Below are 18,973 nucleotides of genomic sequence, written 5' to 3'. Positions count from 1 at the left end.
GCCGCCCGCCGCGCCGTCACCCCCTCCACGCAGCCTGCCCCGTTCCTCCCTCCGGGTGAGCCTGTCATTATCGCAACTGTGTTTAATTTGTGAACAGGAGCGGCACCATGATCCTGACGGCCACACGAATGGGGAGGACGACGCCGAACCGGAGCCCCGGGTGATGGAATCCCTGCTGGAGAAGACGCGGGCGATCACCGAACTCGTCGAAGCCTCGGACGAGGCGCACGTGGACGTCGGGGACGTGACGCAGCGCCTGGCCGCCGTCACCGCCGCCACCGTCCTGGTGGTGGGCGAGGGGGGGCGCGTCCAGGCCCTGGCCCCGCACCCCGCCCACCCCCTGCGGGAGGAGCTGGCGCCGGGGCGGGACCTGCCGCCGGCGGCGCGGGAGGCGCTCGGGACCATCGACCGCATCGAGGGCAACGTGCGCCACGACGGGATCCTGTCGCTGTTGCGCGGGACCGGGCCGGAGCGGCAGGCCACCGTCATCCCCCTGCGCGTGGCCAGCCGGCGGCTGGGCTGGCTCCTGCTGCTACGCAGCCACGGCGGGTTCGACGAGAAGGACCTGGTGCTGGGGGAGTATGCCGCCACCATCCTCAGCCTGGAGGCCCGCCGCCCGCCTCCGCCGGCGGCGGAGGCGCGGGAGCAGCAGGCCCGCGAGCAGGTGCGCGCGGCGCTCGCCGCCCTCTCCCTCTCCGAGGCCGAGGCGGTCTGGCACATCCTGAGCGAGCTGCGCGGCCCGGAGGGCGTGGTCGTAGCCAGCCGCGTGGCCGACCGCGTGGGCATCACCCGCTCCGTCATCGTGAACGCCCTGCGCAAGCTGGAGAGCGCCACCGTCATCCGCTCCCGCTCCCTGGGCATGAAGGGCACCTACATCAAGGTCCTCAACCCCCTGCTGCTGGAGGAGCTGCGCCGCACCCGCGCCCGCCGCTGAGCCCCGTACGTCCCGCGGCCCCGGCCCGTCGTGTCCTGCAGAGAGATCCGAGACATCCTGACTGAGTCGTTGAACGGGCCAAAGCCCGCGTGCTATACTCAGCAAGACTCGTACGCCACCCCGTGTCCGTGGGGGGGAAGGCCTGGCCTTCCCCCTCTTTGTGCGGGCGGGGGAGGTCACACACCGCCGGACGGCGGGCGGGGTGTCCGCCCTGCGGATGGGCCCGCCGGAGGAGGGCGGTGGCGGCGCAACCCGGGGAGGGAGGAACGCGGTGCCGGTCGTCACGATGAAGCAGCTCCTGGAGGCGGGGGTCCACTTCGGGCACCAGACCCGGCGGTGGAACCCCAAGATGGCCCGCTTCATCTTCACGGAGCGGAACGGCATCCACATCATCGACCTGCAGAAGACGGTGCCGCTCATCGAGGAGGCCTACCGCTTCGTGCGCCAGGCCGTGGCCCAGGGAGGCGAGATCCTCTTCGTCGGCACGAAGAAACAGGCCCAGGACGCCATCCGCGAGGAGGCGACCCGCGCCCGCCAGCCCTACGTGAACGAGCGGTGGCTGGGCGGGATGCTCACCAACTTCCAGACCATCCGCAAGCGGATCGAGCGGCTGCGCGAGATCGAGGACATGCGCGCGCGCGGGCTCATGGACGTCCTGCCCAAGCGCGAGCAGGCCCACATCGCCGACGAGTACGCCCGGCTGGAGAAGTACCTGTCGGGGATCAAGCAGATGAACCGCCTGCCCGCCGCCGTCTACGTGGTGGACACCCGCAAGGAGCACATCGCCGTGGCCGAGGCGCGCAAGCTCGGCATCCCCCTCATCGCCATCGTCGACACCAACGCCGACCCCGATGAGGTCGACTACCCGATCCCCGGCAACGACGACGCCATCCGCGCCGTGCGGCTGATCACCAACCGCATCGCCAACGCCGCGCTGGAAGGGCTGGAGGAGCGGCGCAAGCTGGAGGTCGAGGAGGAGGCGGCCGCCCGCGAGCCGGTGCCGGTGGCGGTGGGCGCCGAGGCCGAGGAGGGGCCGGCGGGGGAGGAGGCCTTCGAGGAGCTCCTCCCCGTGGAGGTCGAGGCGGAGGTGGAGGAGTGAGGACGCCGATCACCGCCGACGCCGTGAAGGCCCTGCGCGCGCGCACGGGCGCCGGGGTGATGGACTGCCGGCGCGCGCTGGAGGAGGCCGGCGGGGACCTGGAGCGCGCCGCCGCGCTGCTGCGCGAGCGGGGCCTGGCCACGGCGGCCCGCAAGGCCGGGCGGGCCACGACGGAGGGGCTGGTGGAGGCCTACATCCACGCCGGGGGGCGGCTGGGCGCGCTGGTCGAGGTGGACTGCGAGACCGACTTCGTGGCGCGCACGGAGGACTTCCGGCGCCTGGCCCGCGAGCTGGCCATGCAGGTGGCGGCCACGGGCCCGCTGTACGTCTCGCGCGAGGAGGTCCCGGAGGACGACCGCTCGCGCCCCGACCTGGCCCAGCTCGTCCTCCTGGAGCAGCCCTACATCCGCGACCCGCGCCGCACCATCGGCGAGCTGGTGCGGGAGACCGTGGCGAAGGTCGGGGAGAACATCCAGGTGCGCCGCTTCGCCCGGTTCAGGGTCGGCGAGTAGCGGAGGGCACCCCATGGCCGAGGGGCCGGCCCCACGGTACCGGCGGATCCTCCTCAAGCTCAGCGGGGAGGCGTTGGCCGGCGAGGGCAAGGCCCCCCTGGACGCGCAGGTCCTCCGGCTGGTGGCGCAGGAGGTGCGGGAGGTCACCGCCGCCGGGGTGCAGGTGGCCATCGTCGTGGGCGGGGGGAACTTCGTCCGCGGCGAGGAGGTCTCGCGGCGCCTGGGCCTGCACGAGGTCACCGGCCACACCATGGGGATGCTGGCCACGGTGATGAACGCGCTGGCCCTGCAGGACGTCATGGAGCGCGAGGGCCTGGTGACGCGCGTGCTGAGCGCCGTGGAGATGCACCAGGTGGCCGAGCCCTTCATCCGCCGCCGCGCCATCCGCCACCTGGAGAAGGGGCGGGTGGTCATCTTCGCCGGCGGCACCGGCAGCCCGTACTTCACCACCGACACCGCCGCCGCCCTGCGCGCCATCGAGGTCGAGGCGGACGCCCTGCTCATGGCCAAGCGCGGGGTGGCCGGCGTCTACGACAAGGACCCGCGCACCCACCCCGACGCGGTGCTCTTCCGCCGCCTCGACTACATGGAGCTGCTCAACCGCGACCTGCGCGTGATGGACGCCACGGCGGTGGCGCTGGCCCGGGACAACGCCATGGACATCATCGTCTTCGACGTGGCCGTGCCGGGCAACATCCGCCGCGCCGTGCTGGGCGAGGAGATCGGCACGCTGGTGGGGGGCCGGCGGTGAGCCGGCCGGGGATGACCGGCGAGGTCCTCCAGGACGCGCGGGCGCGCATGCAGAAGGCGGTGGAGGCGACGCGGCGCGAGTTCGCCGCCGTGCGCACCGGGCGGGCCACGCCGGCGCTGCTGGAGCACGTCAAGGTGGACTACTACGGCGTGCCCACCCCGGTGACCCAGCTGGCCACCATCTCCGTCCCGGAGCCGCGCCTGCTGGTCGTACAGCCCTGGGACCGCAGCGTCGTCAAGGAGGTGGAGCGGGCCATCCTCAAGAGCGAGCTGGGGCTCGTGCCCTCCAGCGACGGCGTGGTCATCCGGCTGCCGCTCCCGCCGCTCACCGAGGAGCGGCGCCGCGAGCTGGTGCGGCTGGTGCGGCGGCAGGCGGAGGAGGGGCGCGTGGCCATCCGCAACATCCGCCGCGAGGCCAAGGAGCTGATCGAGCAGCTGGAGGAGGAGGGCGAGGTCTCGGAGGACGACGCCCGCCGCGCCCTGGAGGAGCTGCAGGAGCTCACCGACGAGTTCATCGGGCAGCTGGACAGGCTCCTGGAGGCCAAGGAGAAGGAGATCCTGGAGGTATGAGCCTCCCGGACCTCCTCGGCTACCGGCTCGACGAGGCGGAGGCCCGGCTGCGCGCCGCCGGGGTGCCGGTGCGGGTCGAGGAGGCCGCCCCGCCGCGCGGCCGCCCCGCCGGGCCGCGCCGGGTGGTGCGGCAACGCCTCGAAGGGGAGGTCCTGGTCCTCACGGTGGCCGCCGAGCGGGTCGAGGCGGGGGCGTGAGCCTTCCCCGCCACGTGGCCATCATCATGGACGGCAACGGGCGGTGGGCCCGGGACCGCGGCCTGCCCCGCCTGGAGGGGCACCGGGCCGGGCGGCGCGCCGTGCGCCGCGCCATCGAAGGGACGATCGAGCTCGGCATCCCCTACCTGACCCTCTACGCCTTCTCCACCGAAAACTGGCAGCGCCCGGCCGATGAAGTGGAAGGGCTGATGGTGCTCCTGCGGGAGGCGGTGGCGGAGGAGGCGGACGAGCTGCACCGCCAGGGGGTGCAGGTGCGCATCGCCGGCGCGCTGGACGCGTTGGACCCCGCCATCGCCGCGGAGCTGCGGCGGGTGGAGGCGCGCACGCGCCGCAACCGGCGGCTGGTGGCCAGCTTCGCGCTGAACTACGGCGGCCGGGCGGAGCTGGTGGAGGCGGTGCGCCGCATCGCCCGCCAGGTGGCGGCGGGCCGCCTCCGCCCCGAGGCCATCGACGAGGCCACGGTGGCGCGCCACCTCTACACCGCCGACCTGCCCGACCCGGACCTGCTCATCCGCACCGGCGGGGAGCAGCGGCTGAGCAACTTCCTCCTCTGGCAGGTGGCCTACACGGAGCTGTACTTCTGCGACGTCTACTGGCCGGAGTTCGACCGGCCCCACCTCCAGGCGGCCGTGGCCGCCTTCCAGCAGCGGCAGCGCCGCTTCGGCACGGTGGGGGTGGCATCGGGTGGCTGACGAGCGCCTCGCCCCCGCGCCTGCGCCTTCGGCCCGGTCCCCGGGCGACCCGCTGCCGGAGGTGGCCCGGCGCCTGGTGACGGTCGCCCTGGCGCTGCCGCTCTTCCTGGCGGCGCTGCTGCTGGGCGGCTGGCCCTGGGAGGCGCTGCTGGGGCTGCTGGCGCTGGTGGCGGGGTGGGAGGTGGTGCACCTGGCGCGGGCCGCCGGGCTCGATCCGGCCCCCGAGGTGGCGCTCCCGGGGTGTCTGGCGCTCTTCGCCGCGCTCGTGTGGGCCCCGGGGTGGAGCGCCGGCCTGGCCGCGGCGCTGCTCGTCGCCGCCCTCCTCGCCCAGTTCCCGGGCCCGCGCCGCCTCGCGGCGCTGGCCAACGCCGGCGCCACGCTGCTCGCGGCCCTCCTGCCGCTGTTGCTGGTCGCGCTGGCCCTCCTGCGGCGGTCCCCCGGGGGGCAGGGCCTGACCCTGGCGGTCGTGGCGGCGGTGTGGGCGGCCGACGCCGCGGCCTACTTCGCCGGCCGGGCCTACGGGCGGCGCCCGCTCGCCCCGGCCATCAGCCCGCGGAAGAGCTGGGAGGGGGCGGCGGCGGGGCTCCTGGCCGGTACCGCCGCGGGCGCCGTGACTGCGGCCCTCGCGGGAGTGCCGGTGGGCGTCGGGACCGTGCTGGGGACGGTGAGCGCCGCAGCGGGCGCCGCAGGCGACCTGGCGGAATCCGCGCTCAAGCGCTCCGCCGGGGTGAAGGACGCTGGGGTCCTGCTGCCCGGCCACGGAGGGTTGCTCGACCGGTTCGACTCCCTCCTGCTGGCCGCCCCCGCCGCGCTGCTGGCGGTGCGGGCGTGGATGAGGTGAGGCGATGAGCGAGCTGTGGCCGACGCTGGCGACGGGCCAGTGGCTGCTCCTGGCCGTGCTGGCGTTCGGCGCCATGATCTTCTTCCACGAGCTGGGCCACTTCCTGGTGGCCAAGCGCGTCGGCGTCACCGTGCACGCCTTTGCGCTGGGCTTCGGCCCGCGCGTCTGGGGATTCCGCCGGGGCGGGACCGAGTACGCGGTCAACCTCCTCCCCTTCGGCGGCTACGTGCGCATGGCCGGCGAGGACCTGGACGAGCCGGCCGACCCGCGCGGCTCCTTCCGCCACCGGTCGGTCGGGCAGCGGGCGGCCATCGTGGCCGCCGGGCCGGTGATGAACCTGGTCCTGGCGGTCTGCATCCTCGCCCTGCTGGGCTCCACCTACGGCATCCAGGTGGGCGTGACGAACCGCGTGGGCACGCTGCTGCCCGGCTGGCCGGCGGAGCAGGTGGGGCTGCGCCCGGGGGACGCCATCGTGGCCATCGACGGCGAGCCCATGGAGCGCGGCGAGGAGGTGGTGCGCACCATCCACCGCAGCCCGGGGAAACCCCTCGTGCTCACGGTGGAGCGCGCGGGCCGGCGCTTCACCGTGCGGGTCACGCCGCGGCTCGCCCCCAACCAGCAGATCGGGCTCATCGGCTTCTCCCCCGAACCGGTGCGCCGGCGCTACACCCCGCCCGTGGCGCTGGCCTGGGCGGTCCGCCGCACCGGCGAGATCGTCGTCACGCTGGTGGGCGCCATCGTGGGCCTCATCCGCGTGGGGCAGCTCTTCGAGAACCTGGGCGGGCCGGTGGCGGCGGGGGCGGCGCTGGTGGAGGCGGCCCGCACCGGCTTCGAGCACTTCCTCTACATGTCGGCCTTCCTCAGCGTGGTCATCGGCATCTTCAACCTCTTCCCCTTCCCCGCCCTCGACGGCGGCCGGCTGGTCTTCCTGGCCGTGGAGGCGCTGCGGCGCCGCCCGGTCGACCCCCGCCGGGAGGGCTACATCCACCTGGTCGGTTTTGCGCTGCTCCTCCTGCTGCTGGTAACCTTGACGATGCGCGACATCCGCCGCCTGTAGGCGGGCGCGCCGGCCGCCATGCTCACGACCGCTCCGTCCGTCCCGCGCCGGCTCACGCCCCGCACCCAGACCCGCCGCGTCCGCGTCGGGCGGGTGGAGGTCGGGGGCGGGGCCCCCGTCTCCGTGCAGTCGATGACCGTCACCGACACGCGGGACGTGGACGCCACGCTGGCGCAGATCTACCAGCTGGCCGCGGAGGGGTGCGAGATCGTCCGCGTAGCCGTGCCCGACCGGGCCGCCGCCGACGCCCTGCGCGAGATCGTCCCGCGCAGCCCCCTTCCCGTGGTGGCCGACATCCACTTCGACTACCGGCTGGCCCTGCGCGCGCTGGAGGCCGGGGTGGCCAAGCTGCGCATCAACCCCGGGAACATCGGCAGCCGCGACCGCACCCGCATCGTCGCCCGGGCGGCCAGGGAGCGCGGCGTGCCCATCCGCATCGGGGCCAACATCGGGTCGCTGAGCAAGGCGATGCTGCGCCGTTTCGGCGGCCCCACCGCCGAGGCGCTGGTGGCCAGCGCCCTGGAGGACGTCGCCGTCCTGGAGGACCTGGACTTCCACGACATCGTCGTCTCGGTGAAGGCCAGCGACGTCCCCATGGCCATCGAGGCCTACACGCGGGTCAGCGAGGCCGTCCCCTACCCGCTGCACGTGGGGATCACCGAGGCGGGCACGCTGGGGCCGGGGACGGTGAAGTCGGCGGTGGGGATCGGCGCCATCCTGGCGCTGGGGATCGGGGACACCATCCGCGTCTCCCTGGCCGCCGACCCGGTGGAGGAGGTGCGCGCCGGCTACGAGATCCTGAAGAGCCTGGGGCTGCGCACGCGCGGGGTGCAGCTGGTGGCCTGCCCCTCCTGCGGCCGGGCCGAAGTGGACATCATCGCCATCGCCGCCGAGGTGGAGCGACGGCTGGCCCAGGTGCGGGCGCCGGTGAAGGTGGCGGTGATGGGGTGCGCCGTGAACGGCCCGGGGGAGGCGCGCATGGCCGACCTGGGGATCGCCTGCGGCCGCGGCATGGGGCTGCTCTTCCGGGAGGGGAAGATCGTGGCCAGCCTGCCGGAGGACCGCCTGGTGGACGCGCTCATGGAGCAGGTCGCGGTGGTGGCGCGGGAGAAGTATGGGGCGGCGGAGCGAGCCGACGCCGCCGGCGCCGCGCCGGCGCCCGCCCGCCCGTCCTGAGGGACGATGCCGGAGCTCCTCACCGCCCCCATCCCTACCTGGGAGATCCTCCTCCGCCTGCTGCTGGCCATCTGCCTGGGCGGCCTCATCGGGCTGGAGCGGGAGACGGTGGAAAAGCCCGCCGGCTTCCGCACCCACATGCTGGTCTCGCTGGGGGCGGCCCTCTTCACCCTGGTCTCCCGGGTGGGCTTCTTCGGCAGCGGCGCCGACCCCGCGCGGGTGGCCAGCAACATCGTGGTGGGGATCGGCTTCCTGGGGGCGGGGACGATCTGGCGCAGCGGCGTGACGGTGCAGGGGCTCACCACCGCCGCCAGCCTGTGGACCGTGGCGGCCATCGGCACCGCCACCGGGGTGGGGTTCTACGAGGGGGCGGTGGCCACCACGGCGCTGGTCATGGCCGTGCTCATCCCCTTCAAGCGCATCGAGCGCTGGATCCCCCGCCGCGGGCAGGCCACCGTGGAGGTGCTCATGGTGGACCGCCCCGGGCAGCTCGGCAAGATCGGCACGGTGCTGGGGGCCTTCAACGTGAACATCGAGCACGTGGAGCTCTCCCAGAAGCTGAACGAGCACGTGACCATGAGCCTGGCCGTCCGCCTGCCTTCGCGGGTGACCAAGGAAGAGGTGCTGGTGGCGCTCGGCGACGTGGAGGGCGTGGAGGAGGTCCGCTGGAAGGAGGCCGCCGGCTGATGCGCAACACCAACGTCGAGTTCCTCGCCGGCAAGCCCGTGGCGGAGCACGAGGTGGAGATCGTCGAGCGCAAGGGCGTGGGCCACCCCGACTCCATCTGCGACGCCATCATGGAGCGGGTCTCCATCGCGCTGAGCCGCGAGTACCTCTCGCGCTTCGGGGTCGTCCTGCACCACAACATCGACAAGGCCTTCCTGGTGGCCGGCGGGGCGGAGGTGGCCTTCGGCGGCGGGCGCATCACCGAGCCCATGCGCCTGATCTTCGGCGACCGCGCCACCTACCGCTACAACGACGAGGAGGTGCCGGTCCCCGAGATCGCCGTCACCACCGCGCGGGCCTGGATCGCCGAGCACCTGCGCTTCGTCGACCCCGAGGAGCACGTGATCTACGACGTGCAGATCAAGCCCGGCTCCCCCGAGCTCGTGGACATCTTCCACCGGGAGGTCCCCGGGGCCAACGACACCTCCGCCGCCGTCGGCTACGCCCCCCTCACGCCGACCGAGCTGATCGTCCGCCAGGTGGAGAACCTGATGAACTCGCGCACCTTCAAGCAGGAGTTCCCCGAGGCCGGCGAGGACATCAAGGTCATGGGCTTCCGCCACGGCAACCGCCTGTCGCTCACGGCGGCCGTGGCCTTCGTCGACCGCTTCATCGAGGGGGAGGCGCACTACTTCCGGCGCAAGGCGGAGATGCGCGAGGCGGTCTACGACTTCGTCCGCCGGCACACCACCTTCGATGAGGTCACCCTGGACATCAACACGCTGGACGCGCCCGGCCGCGGCCTGGGGGGCGTCTACCTGAGCGTCACCGGGACCTCCGCGGAGAGCGGCGACTCGGGCCAGATCGGCCGCGGCAACCGGGTGAACGGGGTCATCGCCGTGAACCGCCCCATGGGGACGGAGGCGGCGGCGGGCAAGAACCCCGTCTCCCACGTGGGGAAGATCTACACGATCTTCACCCACCAGGTAGCCGCGCGAATCCACGAAGAGGTGCGGGGGATCCGCGAGGTCTACGTCTGGATGCTCAGCCAGATCGGCGCGCCCATCGACCAGCCCAAGATCGCCGCGGCGCAGATCATCCCGGCCCCGGGCGCGCGCAAAGCGGCCATCCGCCGGCAGGTCCTGGAGGTCCTGGAGCGGGAGCTGGCGGCGCTGCCGGTCCTCACCCGGGAGCTGGCCGAGGGGCGCTACCCGGTCGTCTAGCTAGCGGCGGCTTCGGAGCGGCTGGCGGCCAGCCTCGGCTGCGACGGTCCACTGTGGGCGGAGCGGGAGAGCACCACGGCTTTCAGTGGGGGCCCCGGCGCAGAGCGCTGGCCATCCTGGCCCTGGCCGTGCTCCTCCTCGCCGCCTGCGCCATCACGCAGACCCCCGCGCCGGTGGGCACGGCCGCCCTGCGGCCGGGTGAGCCGCGACGCCTGAGCGACCGGCCGGCACTCAGCCCGCCCGCCTGGAGCCCTCAGGGCGATCGCATCGCCTACGCCACCACCGACGGCATCTGGGTGCAGCCGCTCGCGGGGGGGGAACGCCGGCTGGCGCCGTCGGGGGTCGTGACCGACCTGGCGTGGTCCCCGGCAGGTCAGCTCCTTGCCTACATCGACCGCGGCGAGGTGTGGGTGCTGCGGGTGGACGGGTCGCGCCGCCGCCGCATCCGCCTGCCCCCGTCGCGGGACGGCATGCCCTGGTTCGCCACCCACGTGGCCTGGGGACACACGGGCGACCGGTTCGCCGTGGCCGCCCGCGCCGCCGGGGCCCGTCCCGGGGACCCGCCCCGGGCGGGGGTCTGGCTGCTCGGCGCCGACGGGGGGTTCCGCCGCCTGGTCTACGAGCGCACGGGGGTGGAGGTGGCGGGGGTGCAGTGGTTCCCCGACGACCTCTTCCTCTTCATCGCGGTGGGCGGCCGGGAAGGTCAGCCTCCCACCCTGTGGCGCTGGCGCATCACCTACCCCGACCGCCGCCCGCTCCTCCGGGTGGCCCCGGACGCCTGGCTCCACCGCCTCTCCCCGGACGGCCGTCGGGTGGCCTTCGTGGCGCCCGAGGCGGTGCGCCCCCCCGCGCCCGACGGGGCCCGCGTGCCGATCCTCTCCCACCGCCAGCACGTCTGGGTGACGAACGCCGACGGCGGCGCCCGACGGCGCCTCACTGAGCAGGCCGCCCGCGTCACCGGATTGGACTGGTCTCCCGCCTCGGAGAAGGTGGCCTTCGCCACTGTGCTGGACGACGCCCACGGGGAGATCTGGATCGCCGACGTCCTCGGCCCCGGGCGCCTGCGGGCCGCCCGCTTCACGGCGGAGTTCCCGGACCCCGCCCTGCCGTTGCAGGTGCGCTGGGCTCCGGACGGGCGGCACCTGGCCTACGGCACGAACAGCGGCAGCTACACCGGGCTGGTCTGGGTGGTGCCGTTGGAGCGGCGGTAGGGGGATCGGGGCACGACGGCGCGCAGGTCCGCGTCGGCTCGATGGCCGGCCGCCAGGGCCCCACGGAGGACGCGGCGGAGGCGGGCGGCCTCGTCGGGGACCTCCAAGGCCTCGTAGAGGTCGGCCGCCTTCGGCAGCGGCCCGGCCGCCTCCTCCGCCGACCCCACGGCAGCGAGGGTCTGCCCCAGGCAGGCGAGCGCCGCGGCCTGGCTGCGCGGGTTGCCGGCCCGGTTCGCTGCCTGGAGAGCCTCGCGTGCCCAGCGGGCCGCCTCCTCGGGCTGCCGCAGGGCCAGGGCGATGCGCGAGAGCAGCGCTTCGGCTTCGCCCGAATCGGCCCCGCACCCCGTCCGGCGGACGACCTCCAGGCAACGCTCCGCCCACCGCCGTGCCCGGCGGTACCCCTCCTCCTAGCTGCCGGGCTCGGCCAGGCTGTCCGCCCGCTCGGTCTCGACAGCCCCAGGTTGTAGAGGGCGGCCTGGACGCCCCAGGGGTGGGCGTCTGCCGTCGCGTACTCGAACGTACAGAGGAAGTGGGCGACGGCGGCGTCGAGTTCCCCACGGGCCCGCGCTAGCTAGGTGTCCCAGCCCGCGGAAAATTGCCCCCAGCTCCCGGTAGTGGCGTGTCCCTTCCAGCCGATGCCAGGCCCCGACGTAGGCGGCGTGGGCCGCCTGCCACTGGCGCGTCGCCCGCAGCATCCACCCGTGGATGATGTGGGCCCGGGCCGTCACCAGGTAGTCCCCCCCTGCTCCTTCGCTACCCGGACCGCGTCCTCGGCCTCGGCGAGGGCGGCGCGGATCTGGCCGCGCAGCTCCAGCAGGCGTGCTCGCAGGACTCGCGCCAGCACCTGGTGCCGGGCGTGGTGGACGCCGTTCTCGGCCACGCGCGCCAATGCCGCTTCTGCCTCGTCCAGCACTCCCCGGTCCAGGGCCCACTCAGCCTCGGCCAGCGCCGACCCCAGGACGTAGCGGGCCTCGGCGTCGTCCAGAGTGACCGGCTGGGCCACCTCCAGCAGCAGGTGGGCGCGCACCTCCGCCAGGGGGACATCGAAGGCGATGGCCTCGGGACCCAGGGCCAGCCGGAAGAGCTGCGTCAGGGCCCCCCGGGGGGACTCGATGAGGCGCCATCCCCGCCGCTGAACCTGGCTGACGTGCCGGCGGATCTCCTTCCCCACGCTGGCCGCCTTCGACCGGCTCCAGTGCGGCAGGGCGCGGATGTCGGCGGCGGTGAGGAAGCGATGATTGCCCTGCAGCCGTTGCAGGGCGAGGAAGGCGTAGAGGTCGAGGAACTTGGGCGTCAGGCCCAAACGGCGACCGCCCAGGCGCAGCTCGTGGGCCTGCAGGGACACCTGCAGGGTGGCCTCACCATCGGTCTGGGGCATCCCAACACCCAAAGGGTTGAGCTGCTGTGAGAATCTGTGAATGCATTCTCTGGACGCCCTTCCGATCAAGTAGGCGCCACCTGCGAGGAAGGCACGCGGCGGCGGCTGCCCTGGTCATCGCGACGAAGCGAATATACGTTTCGTTGAGAGCACATTCCCCCTTTTCCCAGATCGACCGCGCGGCGCGTTCCCGCTATAAGGGTCCTCAACAGCCCAAGAACCGCTCACGGAGTCTCGTAAGTCTGTTCGCCGGTGTGTTCGTGGACGCCCGGGCGGGCAGCCCGGTGCCCGAGGGGAGGCCATGGGCTTCACGTACCGCAACGCGGCCGCCGACCAGTGCGCGTACACCGGCACGGCCGGCAGCCGTCACGTGGTCCGGTTCCAGGGCAGCGACTACACCATCATCGGGATCTTCTTCCGCCTGCTGCCCGACGGGCGACGTGCCCTCTGGTACGTCCTGCGCTCCGCGCTGCACCCGCGGGACGGGTTGCGCATGTGGGAAGCGCCTCCCGTGGGGGTCAATCAGAACGGCCAGGCCGGCGGGGACGCCGCCCGCCGGGTCGTCCTGGACGGCGACGCGGCCGCCGGAGGGGTCGTCCCCCCGTGATGGTCTGGTACGCGGTACGCGCCAAGCGGGGGCAGGAGGCCCGCGTCGTGGCCCACCTCACGCCGCGCGGCGTGGGCACGCTGCTCCCCCTGCTGGAGGTGATCCGTCGCTACCGCACGCGCCGCGTCACCCTGCTGGAGCCGCTCTTCCCCGGGTACCTCTTCGTCCGGACTCCCCCCGCTGTCGCGGACCCGCGCACCTACGACCGGGTGCGCTGGGCGCCGGGCGTGCGCTACGTGCTGGGGACGGAGGAGGGGCCCGTCCCCGTCCCCGACGAGGTGGTCGGCGCCATCCAGGTGCGCGTGGCCGAGCTGGGGTTCGTGCGCCCGCGCCGCGGGTACGACCGCGGCGCCCGGGTGCGCTTCCTGCGCGGGCCCCTGGAGGGCTGGAGGCCGTCTTCGACCGGTCCATGTCCCGCGCGGGGCGCGTGCGCGTGCTGCTGGACCTGCTGGGACAACCGCGCGGCGTCGAGGTCGACCTGGCCGACCTGGAGTCGGCCTGACCGTATACTGGCCGCGGCTCGGCCGCGGCCGCGCCTTGCGGACAGCGCCGCACGACCGGCCGCCGGAGAAGTTCGGCGTGCACGGTTGGGGCGGAACTGTGTCCCGGTGACACCCTGAGAGCCGCAACGGAGGTCAGCGGGATGGACGCCCGCCGTCGTCTCGCCGCCGCCGGCGTTGCCGCCCTGGCGGCGCTGCTGCTCCTGTCGCCCGCGTCGCCCCAGGCCGTCTCGAACTACATCCTCGGTCCCGGGGACCTCCTGGAGGTCTCGGTGTGGGGGTACCCCGACCTCACCCGCACCGTGGCCGTCCGCCCCGACGGCAGGGTCAGCCTGCCGCTGGTGGGGGAGGTGCGCGCGGCCGGCCTCTCCGTGGCCCAGCTCACCCGGGTGCTCACGCGGGCCTACGCCGAGTACATCCGCGAGCCCCAGGTCACCGTCATCGTCAAGGAGTTCCGGCGCATCCGTGCCTCGGCCCTGGGACAGGTGGAGCGCCCGGGCACCTATGTGCTCGCGCCGGGCTCGCGCCTCCTCGACCTCCTCTCCGAGGCGGGCGGGCTGACCGAGGCGGCCGCCCCCCAGGGGCAGCTGCTGGTGGCCGGGCGACCGCCCAAGCCTGTCGACCTGCAGAAGGTGCTGGCCGGCGACGCGACGGCGAACCTGGTGCTGCTCGGGGGCGAGACGCTGGTGGTCCCCGAGGACCTGACCAACATCGTGAACGTCCTGGGCGAGGTGCAGCGGCCGGGACGCTACCGGCTGAAGGGGGAGGTCCGGGTGCTGGACGCCCTGCTCATGGCCGGCGGGCTGACCGAAAAGGCCTCCCTGGGCGGGGCGCGGCTGGTGCGGGCCTCGCGCGAGACCGTGGCGCTCCACCTGGACGCCCTGCTGCTGCGCCAGGAGATGGGCCACAACCTGCCGCTGGCGCCGGGGGACACCCTGTTCATCCCGGAGGAGCTCAACACGCGGATCTACGTCCTGGGCGACGTGAACAGCCCGGGCGCCTTCCCGGTGCGGGGCCCGGTGACGCTGCTGCAGGCCATCGCCATGGCCGGCGGGCCGGTGCAGCGGGGCGCGGCCACGGCCAGGGCGGTGCACATCGTGCGGCGCAACGGGGGCGGGGACCAGGTGGTCGCGGGCGGACGGGTGGAGCGGCTGCCCAACGGGGGGACGCTGGTGAGCGTCGAGCTGGCCGCGCTCATGCAGCCGGCGGGGGCGGCGCGGGAGATCGCGGTCCTCCCGGGCGACGTGGTCGTCATCCCCCAGAGCCAGCTCAGCGGCCTGCAGGTCATCCTCAGCATCCTGTCGGGGATCCTGGGGCTCTTCCGCTAGGGATGGTGGCGGGGCGGCGGAGGAGGGGGAGGGGCTCGCTTTTCCAATTCTCCCAACGATGGAACGTGCGTGGCGTCGTCGGCCGCGCGGCGTCGGGGACGGTGCGCGGCCACGACACCACCACCCTCTCCCAGGGGCGTGAGGACCGCATGCCGATCTACGAGTACCGCTGTCAGGAGTGCCGCACCCGGGTCCAGCTCTTCTGGCTCCCCCCGGAGGTCCCCGACCCCGTCTGCACCCGCTGCGGCAGCCGCCGCCTCACCCGCATCATCTCCCGCGTGGCCCGGGTGCGGTCCGAAGAGGACCGGCTGGAGTCGCTGGCCGACGACCCGTCGCTGGCCGAGGTGGACGAGCACGACCCCCGCAGCGTGGCGCGGTTCATGCGCCGCATGGGGCGGGAACTGGGAGAGGACCTGGGCGATGACTTCGACCAGGCGGTGGAGGAGCTGGAGGCGGGGGGCGCCGGGGGCGAAGGGGAGGAGGGCGAGTCGGGGTCCGCGGGGGAGATGGCGGCGGCCGGGCGGGAGTAGGGGTGTCGGACATGCCCTCCTGGCCCTGCTCCTCGTCCTCCTCCTGCCGACCGCGGGCCAGGGGTGGCAGGCCCCGCCCGCAGCGCGGCCGGCAGCCCTGGTCCCCACAGACCACTGGGCGTACGAGGTCCTGTACCGCCTCGCGGTCCTGAACGCCGCCCCGCTCTGGGCGGCATCCACCCGCCCGCTCACACGGCTGGACATCGCGCGGATGCTCGTGGCCGCACAGGAGACGATCCGGTCTGGCACGCTACCGGGCGCCGCACCCGCCTGGGCTCTCGAGGACCTGGAGGCCCTGGCCCGGGCCTTTGCCCCTGAGGTGGCGGCGGTCCGGGGAGGCCAGGCGGTCCGCGGAGGGGGCGCCGACCCAGGCAGCGAGGCCCGACCGGGAGCCCGGCGGGGGAGAGAGCACGACGCATGGCTGGGCGCAGGAGGCGTCCGGGTTACCGGCCGTACCGCATGGGCCCGGCACCCCGGTGGGAGACCCCCTTCCCCTGGGAGCCGCCCGCGCAGCCGCCCGGGGAACCGGCAGCGAGCGGGGCCACCCTCGACCGCCTCACCGTGAGCGCAGTTCGTCCCGGCACCACCGTCCTGCGCCAGACCTTCGACCTGACGCTGCAGCTCGGTCGGGACCTCCACCGGTGGGGGCCTGGCGGGCCCGGAGCCCTGGGAGGCTTCGTCCTCTCGGAGCACGCCGGCCCCCTCGACGCCCTGCGGGTGGCAGCCGCCGGTGACCGGCTGCGCGGCCTCAAGCTCCTGGCCCCGCTCGAGGACGGCCGGTGGCTCCACGGCCTGCGCTACGACTGGCTGCCCACCGCCACGCTGCGCGTGGGCCTCTCGGAGACCGTCGTCACCGCCTCGGGGGTCTACGCCCCCTACGTGCTGACCCCCGTGCCGTTCGTGGCCTACTGGCTCTCGTTGCGGGCCCGCCGCCCTGCGGGCTTCGACGATAAAGTGAACCTGGCTCTGGACCTGGACTGGCGCCCCCGGCCTGGAACCGCGCTCTACGTCGAGGCCTACGTCGACGACTACACCGCCCCCGGCAACCCCTTCCCCAGCCGCCTGGGAGGAGCCGTGGGGATCTACCTCGTCGACCTCTTCCGCGACGGGCGCACCGCGCTGCGGCTGGAGCACGTGCGCGCCACCAACTGGATCTACACCACCACCGGCCGGGCCGCGGACTACACCTGCGCGGCCGCAGCCTGGGCCACTGGTGCGCCCCGGACTGCGAGGCGTGGGCGGTGGAGGCGGCGCGCCCGCCCGTGGCAGGGCGCGCGGGGGTCGCCCTCCGCTACACCCTCCTCCGCAAGGGGCCCGGGCGGCTGGGGGACGTCTGGGCCGACCCGGGCGACGCCTGGGCGCGCCTCTTCCTCTCAGGGGTGGTGGAGACCACCCACGCCCTCACGGCGGCGGTGCGCTGGCAGCCCTCCGATGCGGTCGCGCACCGCCTCAGCGCCACGTGGGCGTCGACTACGAACGCCGGCCACGTCGCCGGCGCGCAGCGACAAGACCTGTACCTGGTGTGGGAGGCCACCCTTGGACTCTGAGCGGAACAGCGATATCGTCCACGACCCTGCCCAGGACCCCTCCCTGGAGCAGGAGCCCACGCTCCGGGACTACCTGGACGTCTTCCTGCGGCGCTGGTGGCTGGTGGCCGCCTGCGTCATCATCCTCGCGGCCACGGCGCTGGGGTTCAGCATCGCCTCCCCGCCTGTCTACCGCGCCCAGACCTCGGTGGTGGTGGACCGCGGCGGGTCCAGCCTCGGCCTGGTGCCGGACATCACCGGCATCAGCCAGCAGACCTTCGTCGACACCCTGGCGGAGATCGTGAAGAGCCGGGCGGTCCTCTCCCGCGCCGTCAGGCTCCTCGGGGTGGAGGCCGCCGCGGCGGAGGAGGCCCTGGACACCCTGCGCCGCGGGCTGAAGGTCCAGCGCGCGCGCAACACCGACCTGATCCTGATCCAGGCGGAAGGCCCCACGCCCTCATCTGCCGCCGCCAACACCAACGCCGTCGGCCGCGCCTTCCTCCAGTGGCACCTGGAGGCGCGCCGCTCCCAGGCCCGCGCCGGGCGGGAGTTCATCGAGGGGCGCCTCTCTGCCCTCAGCGGCGAGCTGCGCGCCGCCGAGGACGCCCTGGCCCGCTACAAGGTGGAAGGCGGGCAGGTCTCGCTCTCCGAGCAGACCACCCTGGTCCTGGAGAAGCTGGCCGACTTCGAGGCGCAGCGCCGCGCGGCGGAGGCGGAGCGGCAGGGGGTGGAGGCGAGCCTCCGCCGCGTGCGCACCGCCCTGGCCCAGCAGGCCCCCACCGTCGCCGCCACCGTCCTCCAGGGCGAAGACCCGGTGGCCACCCAACTGCGCAGCGACCTGGCCAAACTCGAGGTGGAGCTGGTCGGCCTGCGCAAACAGTTCACCGACCGCCACCCCCAGGTCATCGCCACCCGGGCGCGCATCGAGGAGGTGAAAGGGCGCCTGCGGCAGCAGGCGGCGCAGACCCTGCTCTCCCGGCAGATCACCCTGAACCCCCTGCACCAGGACCTGGCGGCGCAGGCGATCCGGCTGGAGGTGGAGCGGCAGGCCCTGCAGGCCCGCGAGACCGCCCTCTCCGCCGCGGCCGCCGCCTACGCCGGGGACCTGAAGCGCCTGCCGCCCAAGGAGGTGGAGCTGGCTCGCCTCACCCGCAACCTCAAGGTGGCGGAGGAGACCTACCTGCTGCTCTCGGGCAAGCTGCAGGAGGCCCGCATCGCCGAGGCCTCCATCGTGGGCGACCTGCGCATCGTGGACGCCGCCGTCCCGCCGGCCACGCCGGTCCGACCCCGGGTCAGGCTGAACACCCTGTTTGGGGCGCTGCTCGGGCTCATGGTGGGGGCGGGGGCTGCCTTCCTCAGCGAGTCGCTGGATGTCACGTTCAAGACCGCCGAGGAGGCCGCCCGGTACCTGCGGCTGCCGCTCCTGGCCGCCGTCCCCCTGGTGCACCGCCGACGCAACGAGCAGGACGGCCACCCCCTGCTCACCACGTCCCACCCGCGATCGCCCTTTGCCGAGGCCTTCCGCCACCTGCGGACCAACCTGCTCTACACCAGCCCGGACCGGCCGCTGCGCCTGCTGTTGATCACCAGCCCCGGCCCGGGGGAAGCCAAGAGCACCGTGGCCGTGAACCTGGCCGTGGCCCTGGCCCAGGCCGGGCGGCGGGTGTGGCTGGTGGAGGCCGACCTGCGCAAGCCCACCCTGGCCTGGACGCTCGGGCCGGAGGGGACGCTCGGGCTGACCGACCTGCTGGTGGACGGGTGGCCCGTGGACCGGGCCCTCCGCGGCACGGAGGTGGACAACCTCTGGTTCGTCCCCAGCGGCACCATCCCCCCAACCCGGCGGAACTGCTGGGCAGCCAGAAGATGCGCGCCCTGCTGGAGCAGGCGCGGGACGGCACCGACGCCGTGGTGATCGACGCCCCGCCGGTCCTCCCGGTGACCGACGCCGCGGTGCTGGCCCCCAGCGTGGACGGGGTCCTGCTGGTGGTGTGGCTGGGGCGCACCCCGCGGGAGGCGGCCCGCCGCGCCCGCGACCGCCTGCTGGCGGTGGGCGCCCGTCCACCGCACCCGGTTTCCATGGACACCCGATAATGGGGGGGAGGTCAACATGGGAGACGGAGGGACGGCGGTGGCTACGGCGCAACGCCCGCACGGG

21 protein-coding genes are annotated in these 18,973 nt (G+C 74.1%); 19 read left to right on the top strand and 2 right to left on the bottom strand.

The window, feature by feature from the left end; translation table 11 throughout:
* Positions 1-163: 163 nt before the first annotated feature.
* From RB146_05945 to RB146_05885, 13 genes are all read left to right on the top strand, one after another.
* The gene (locus RB146_05945; protein ID MDQ7828521.1) at positions 164-934 is read left to right on the top strand and encodes a GTP-sensing pleiotropic transcriptional regulator CodY; all 771 of its coding nucleotides are present in this window, start codon (positions 164-166) and stop codon (positions 932-934) included.
* Between the two features lie 271 nt (positions 935-1,205).
* Positions 1,206-2,033 (top strand): 30S ribosomal protein S2, encoded by an 828-nt coding sequence (rpsB, locus tag RB146_05940; protein ID MDQ7828520.1) that lies wholly within the window; start codon positions 1,206-1,208, stop codon positions 2,031-2,033.
* Positions 2,030-2,545 carry a translation elongation factor Ts gene (locus RB146_05935; GenBank protein ID MDQ7828519.1) on the top strand — a complete coding sequence of 172 codons (516 nt, stop codon included), beginning with the start codon at positions 2,030-2,032 and terminating at the stop codon, positions 2,543-2,545. The genes rpsB and RB146_05935 overlap by 4 nt, the downstream gene beginning before the upstream one ends.
* 13 nt (positions 2,546-2,558) lie before the next feature.
* Entirely contained in the window at positions 2,559-3,296 is a 738-nt protein-coding gene (gene pyrH, locus RB146_05930; protein MDQ7828518.1) for a UMP kinase, read from the top strand.
* Positions 3,297-3,307: 11 nt separating this feature from the next.
* The gene (gene frr, locus RB146_05925; protein MDQ7828517.1) at positions 3,308-3,865 is read left to right on the top strand and encodes a ribosome recycling factor; all 558 of its coding nucleotides are present in this window, start codon (positions 3,308-3,310) and stop codon (positions 3,863-3,865) included.
* Positions 3,862-4,062 (top strand): PASTA domain-containing protein, encoded by a 201-nt coding sequence (locus RB146_05920; protein MDQ7828516.1) that lies wholly within the window; start codon positions 3,862-3,864, stop codon positions 4,060-4,062. The genes frr and RB146_05920 overlap by 4 nt, the downstream gene beginning before the upstream one ends.
* Positions 4,059-4,775, top strand: a complete 717-nt coding sequence (locus RB146_05915; protein MDQ7828515.1) for an isoprenyl transferase — start codon at positions 4,059-4,061, stop codon at positions 4,773-4,775. The genes RB146_05920 and RB146_05915 overlap by 4 nt, the downstream gene beginning before the upstream one ends.
* Positions 4,768-5,616, top strand: coding sequence for a phosphatidate cytidylyltransferase (locus tag RB146_05910; protein MDQ7828514.1), 849 nt, complete (start codon positions 4,768-4,770; stop codon positions 5,614-5,616). The genes RB146_05915 and RB146_05910 overlap by 8 nt, the downstream gene beginning before the upstream one ends.
* A gap of 4 nt (positions 5,617-5,620) precedes the next feature.
* A complete protein-coding gene (locus RB146_05905; protein MDQ7828513.1) occupies positions 5,621-6,673 on the top strand; it encodes a M50 family metallopeptidase in 1,053 nt (350 codons plus the stop codon).
* Positions 6,674-6,691: 18 nt separating this feature from the next.
* Positions 6,692-7,849, top strand: a complete 1,158-nt coding sequence (gene ispG / locus RB146_05900; GenBank protein ID MDQ7828512.1) for a flavodoxin-dependent (E)-4-hydroxy-3-methylbut-2-enyl-diphosphate synthase — start codon at positions 6,692-6,694, stop codon at positions 7,847-7,849.
* A gap of 6 nt (positions 7,850-7,855) precedes the next feature.
* Positions 7,856-8,536, top strand: a complete 681-nt coding sequence (locus RB146_05895; GenBank protein MDQ7828511.1) for an MgtC/SapB family protein — start codon at positions 7,856-7,858, stop codon at positions 8,534-8,536.
* Positions 8,536-9,738, top strand: a complete 1,203-nt coding sequence (locus RB146_05890) for a methionine adenosyltransferase (GenBank protein MDQ7828510.1) — start codon at positions 8,536-8,538, stop codon at positions 9,736-9,738. The genes RB146_05895 and RB146_05890 overlap by 1 nt, the downstream gene beginning before the upstream one ends.
* 53 nt (positions 9,739-9,791) lie before the next feature.
* A complete protein-coding gene (locus tag RB146_05885; protein MDQ7828509.1) occupies positions 9,792-10,949 on the top strand; it encodes a hypothetical protein in 1,158 nt (385 codons plus the stop codon).
* Here RB146_05885 and RB146_05880 read toward each other — a convergent pair.
* Positions 10,907-11,116 carry a hypothetical protein gene (locus RB146_05880; GenBank protein ID MDQ7828508.1) on the bottom strand — a complete coding sequence of 70 codons (210 nt, stop codon included), beginning with the start codon at positions 11,114-11,116 and terminating at the stop codon, positions 10,907-10,909. The genes RB146_05885 and RB146_05880 overlap by 43 nt on opposite strands.
* A gap of 557 nt (positions 11,117-11,673) precedes the next feature.
* Positions 11,674-12,327, bottom strand: a complete 654-nt coding sequence (locus RB146_05875) for a hypothetical protein (GenBank protein MDQ7828507.1) — start codon at positions 12,325-12,327, stop codon at positions 11,674-11,676.
* Between the two features lie 301 nt (positions 12,328-12,628).
* On the opposite strand from RB146_05875, the gene RB146_05870 reads away from it, so the two are divergent.
* From RB146_05870 to RB146_05845, 6 genes are all read left to right on the top strand, one after another.
* The gene (locus RB146_05870; protein MDQ7828506.1) at positions 12,629-12,934 is read left to right on the top strand and encodes a hypothetical protein; all 306 of its coding nucleotides are present in this window, start codon (positions 12,629-12,631) and stop codon (positions 12,932-12,934) included.
* Positions 12,934-13,554, top strand: a complete 621-nt coding sequence (locus tag RB146_05865; GenBank protein MDQ7828505.1) for a transcription termination/antitermination NusG family protein — start codon at positions 12,934-12,936, stop codon at positions 13,552-13,554. Before RB146_05870 ends, RB146_05865 begins: the two co-directional genes overlap by 1 nt.
* A 23-nt stretch (positions 13,555-13,577) precedes the next feature.
* On the top strand, positions 13,578-14,762 hold the full coding sequence (locus RB146_05860) for an SLBB domain-containing protein (protein ID MDQ7828504.1): 1,185 nt from the start codon (positions 13,578-13,580) through the stop codon (positions 14,760-14,762).
* Between the two features lie 65 nt (positions 14,763-14,827).
* Positions 14,828-15,292 carry a zinc ribbon domain-containing protein gene (locus RB146_05855; protein MDQ7828503.1) on the top strand — a complete coding sequence of 155 codons (465 nt, stop codon included), beginning with the start codon at positions 14,828-14,830 and terminating at the stop codon, positions 15,290-15,292.
* A gap of 459 nt (positions 15,293-15,751) precedes the next feature.
* Positions 15,752-18,730: a GNVR domain-containing protein gene (locus tag RB146_05850; protein ID MDQ7828502.1), complete on the top strand. Its 2,979-nt coding sequence runs from the start codon at positions 15,752-15,754 to the stop codon at positions 18,728-18,730.
* A complete protein-coding gene (locus RB146_05845; GenBank protein ID MDQ7828501.1) occupies positions 18,682-18,909 on the top strand; it encodes a hypothetical protein in 228 nt (75 codons plus the stop codon). The genes RB146_05850 and RB146_05845 overlap by 49 nt, the downstream gene beginning before the upstream one ends.
* Positions 18,910-18,973 lie beyond the last annotated feature (64 nt).

The sequence above is a fragment of the Armatimonadota bacterium genome (genome assembly GCA_031081585.1).
Taxonomy (GTDB): Bacteria; Sysuimicrobiota; Sysuimicrobiia; order Sysuimicrobiales; family Humicultoraceae; genus Geohabitans; species Geohabitans tengchongensis.
The sequence above is the reverse complement of the archived record's forward strand: the minus strand, read 5'-3'. Positions and strand labels throughout refer to the sequence as shown.

Coding starts and splice junctions, on each gene's coding strand:
- RB146_05945 (MDQ7828521.1), top strand. CDS start 164: ATGGAATCCCTGCTGGAGAAGACGCGGGCGATCACCGAACTCGTCGAA.
- pyrH (MDQ7828518.1), top strand. CDS start 2,559: ATGGCCGAGGGGCCGGCCCCACGGTACCGGCGGATCCTCCTCAAGCTC.
- frr (MDQ7828517.1), top strand. CDS start 3,308: ATGACCGGCGAGGTCCTCCAGGACGCGCGGGCGCGCATGCAGAAGGCG.
- RB146_05920 (MDQ7828516.1), top strand. CDS start 3,862: ATGAGCCTCCCGGACCTCCTCGGCTACCGGCTCGACGAGGCGGAGGCC.
- RB146_05905 (MDQ7828513.1), top strand. CDS start 5,621: ATGAGCGAGCTGTGGCCGACGCTGGCGACGGGCCAGTGGCTGCTCCTG.
- ispG (MDQ7828512.1), top strand. CDS start 6,692: ATGCTCACGACCGCTCCGTCCGTCCCGCGCCGGCTCACGCCCCGCACC.
- RB146_05895 (MDQ7828511.1), top strand. CDS start 7,856: ATGCCGGAGCTCCTCACCGCCCCCATCCCTACCTGGGAGATCCTCCTC.
- RB146_05890 (MDQ7828510.1), top strand. CDS start 8,536: ATGCGCAACACCAACGTCGAGTTCCTCGCCGGCAAGCCCGTGGCGGAG.
- RB146_05875 (MDQ7828507.1), bottom strand. CDS start 12,327: ATGCCCCAGACCGATGGTGAGGCCACCCTGCAGGTGTCCCTGCAGGCC.
- RB146_05870 (MDQ7828506.1), top strand. CDS start 12,629: ATGGGCTTCACGTACCGCAACGCGGCCGCCGACCAGTGCGCGTACACC.
- RB146_05865 (MDQ7828505.1), top strand. CDS start 12,934: ATGGTCTGGTACGCGGTACGCGCCAAGCGGGGGCAGGAGGCCCGCGTC.
- RB146_05860 (MDQ7828504.1), top strand. CDS start 13,578: ATGGACGCCCGCCGTCGTCTCGCCGCCGCCGGCGTTGCCGCCCTGGCG.
- RB146_05850 (MDQ7828502.1), top strand. CDS start 15,752: ATGGGCCCGGCACCCCGGTGGGAGACCCCCTTCCCCTGGGAGCCGCCC.
- RB146_05845 (MDQ7828501.1), top strand. CDS start 18,682: ATGCGCGCCCTGCTGGAGCAGGCGCGGGACGGCACCGACGCCGTGGTG.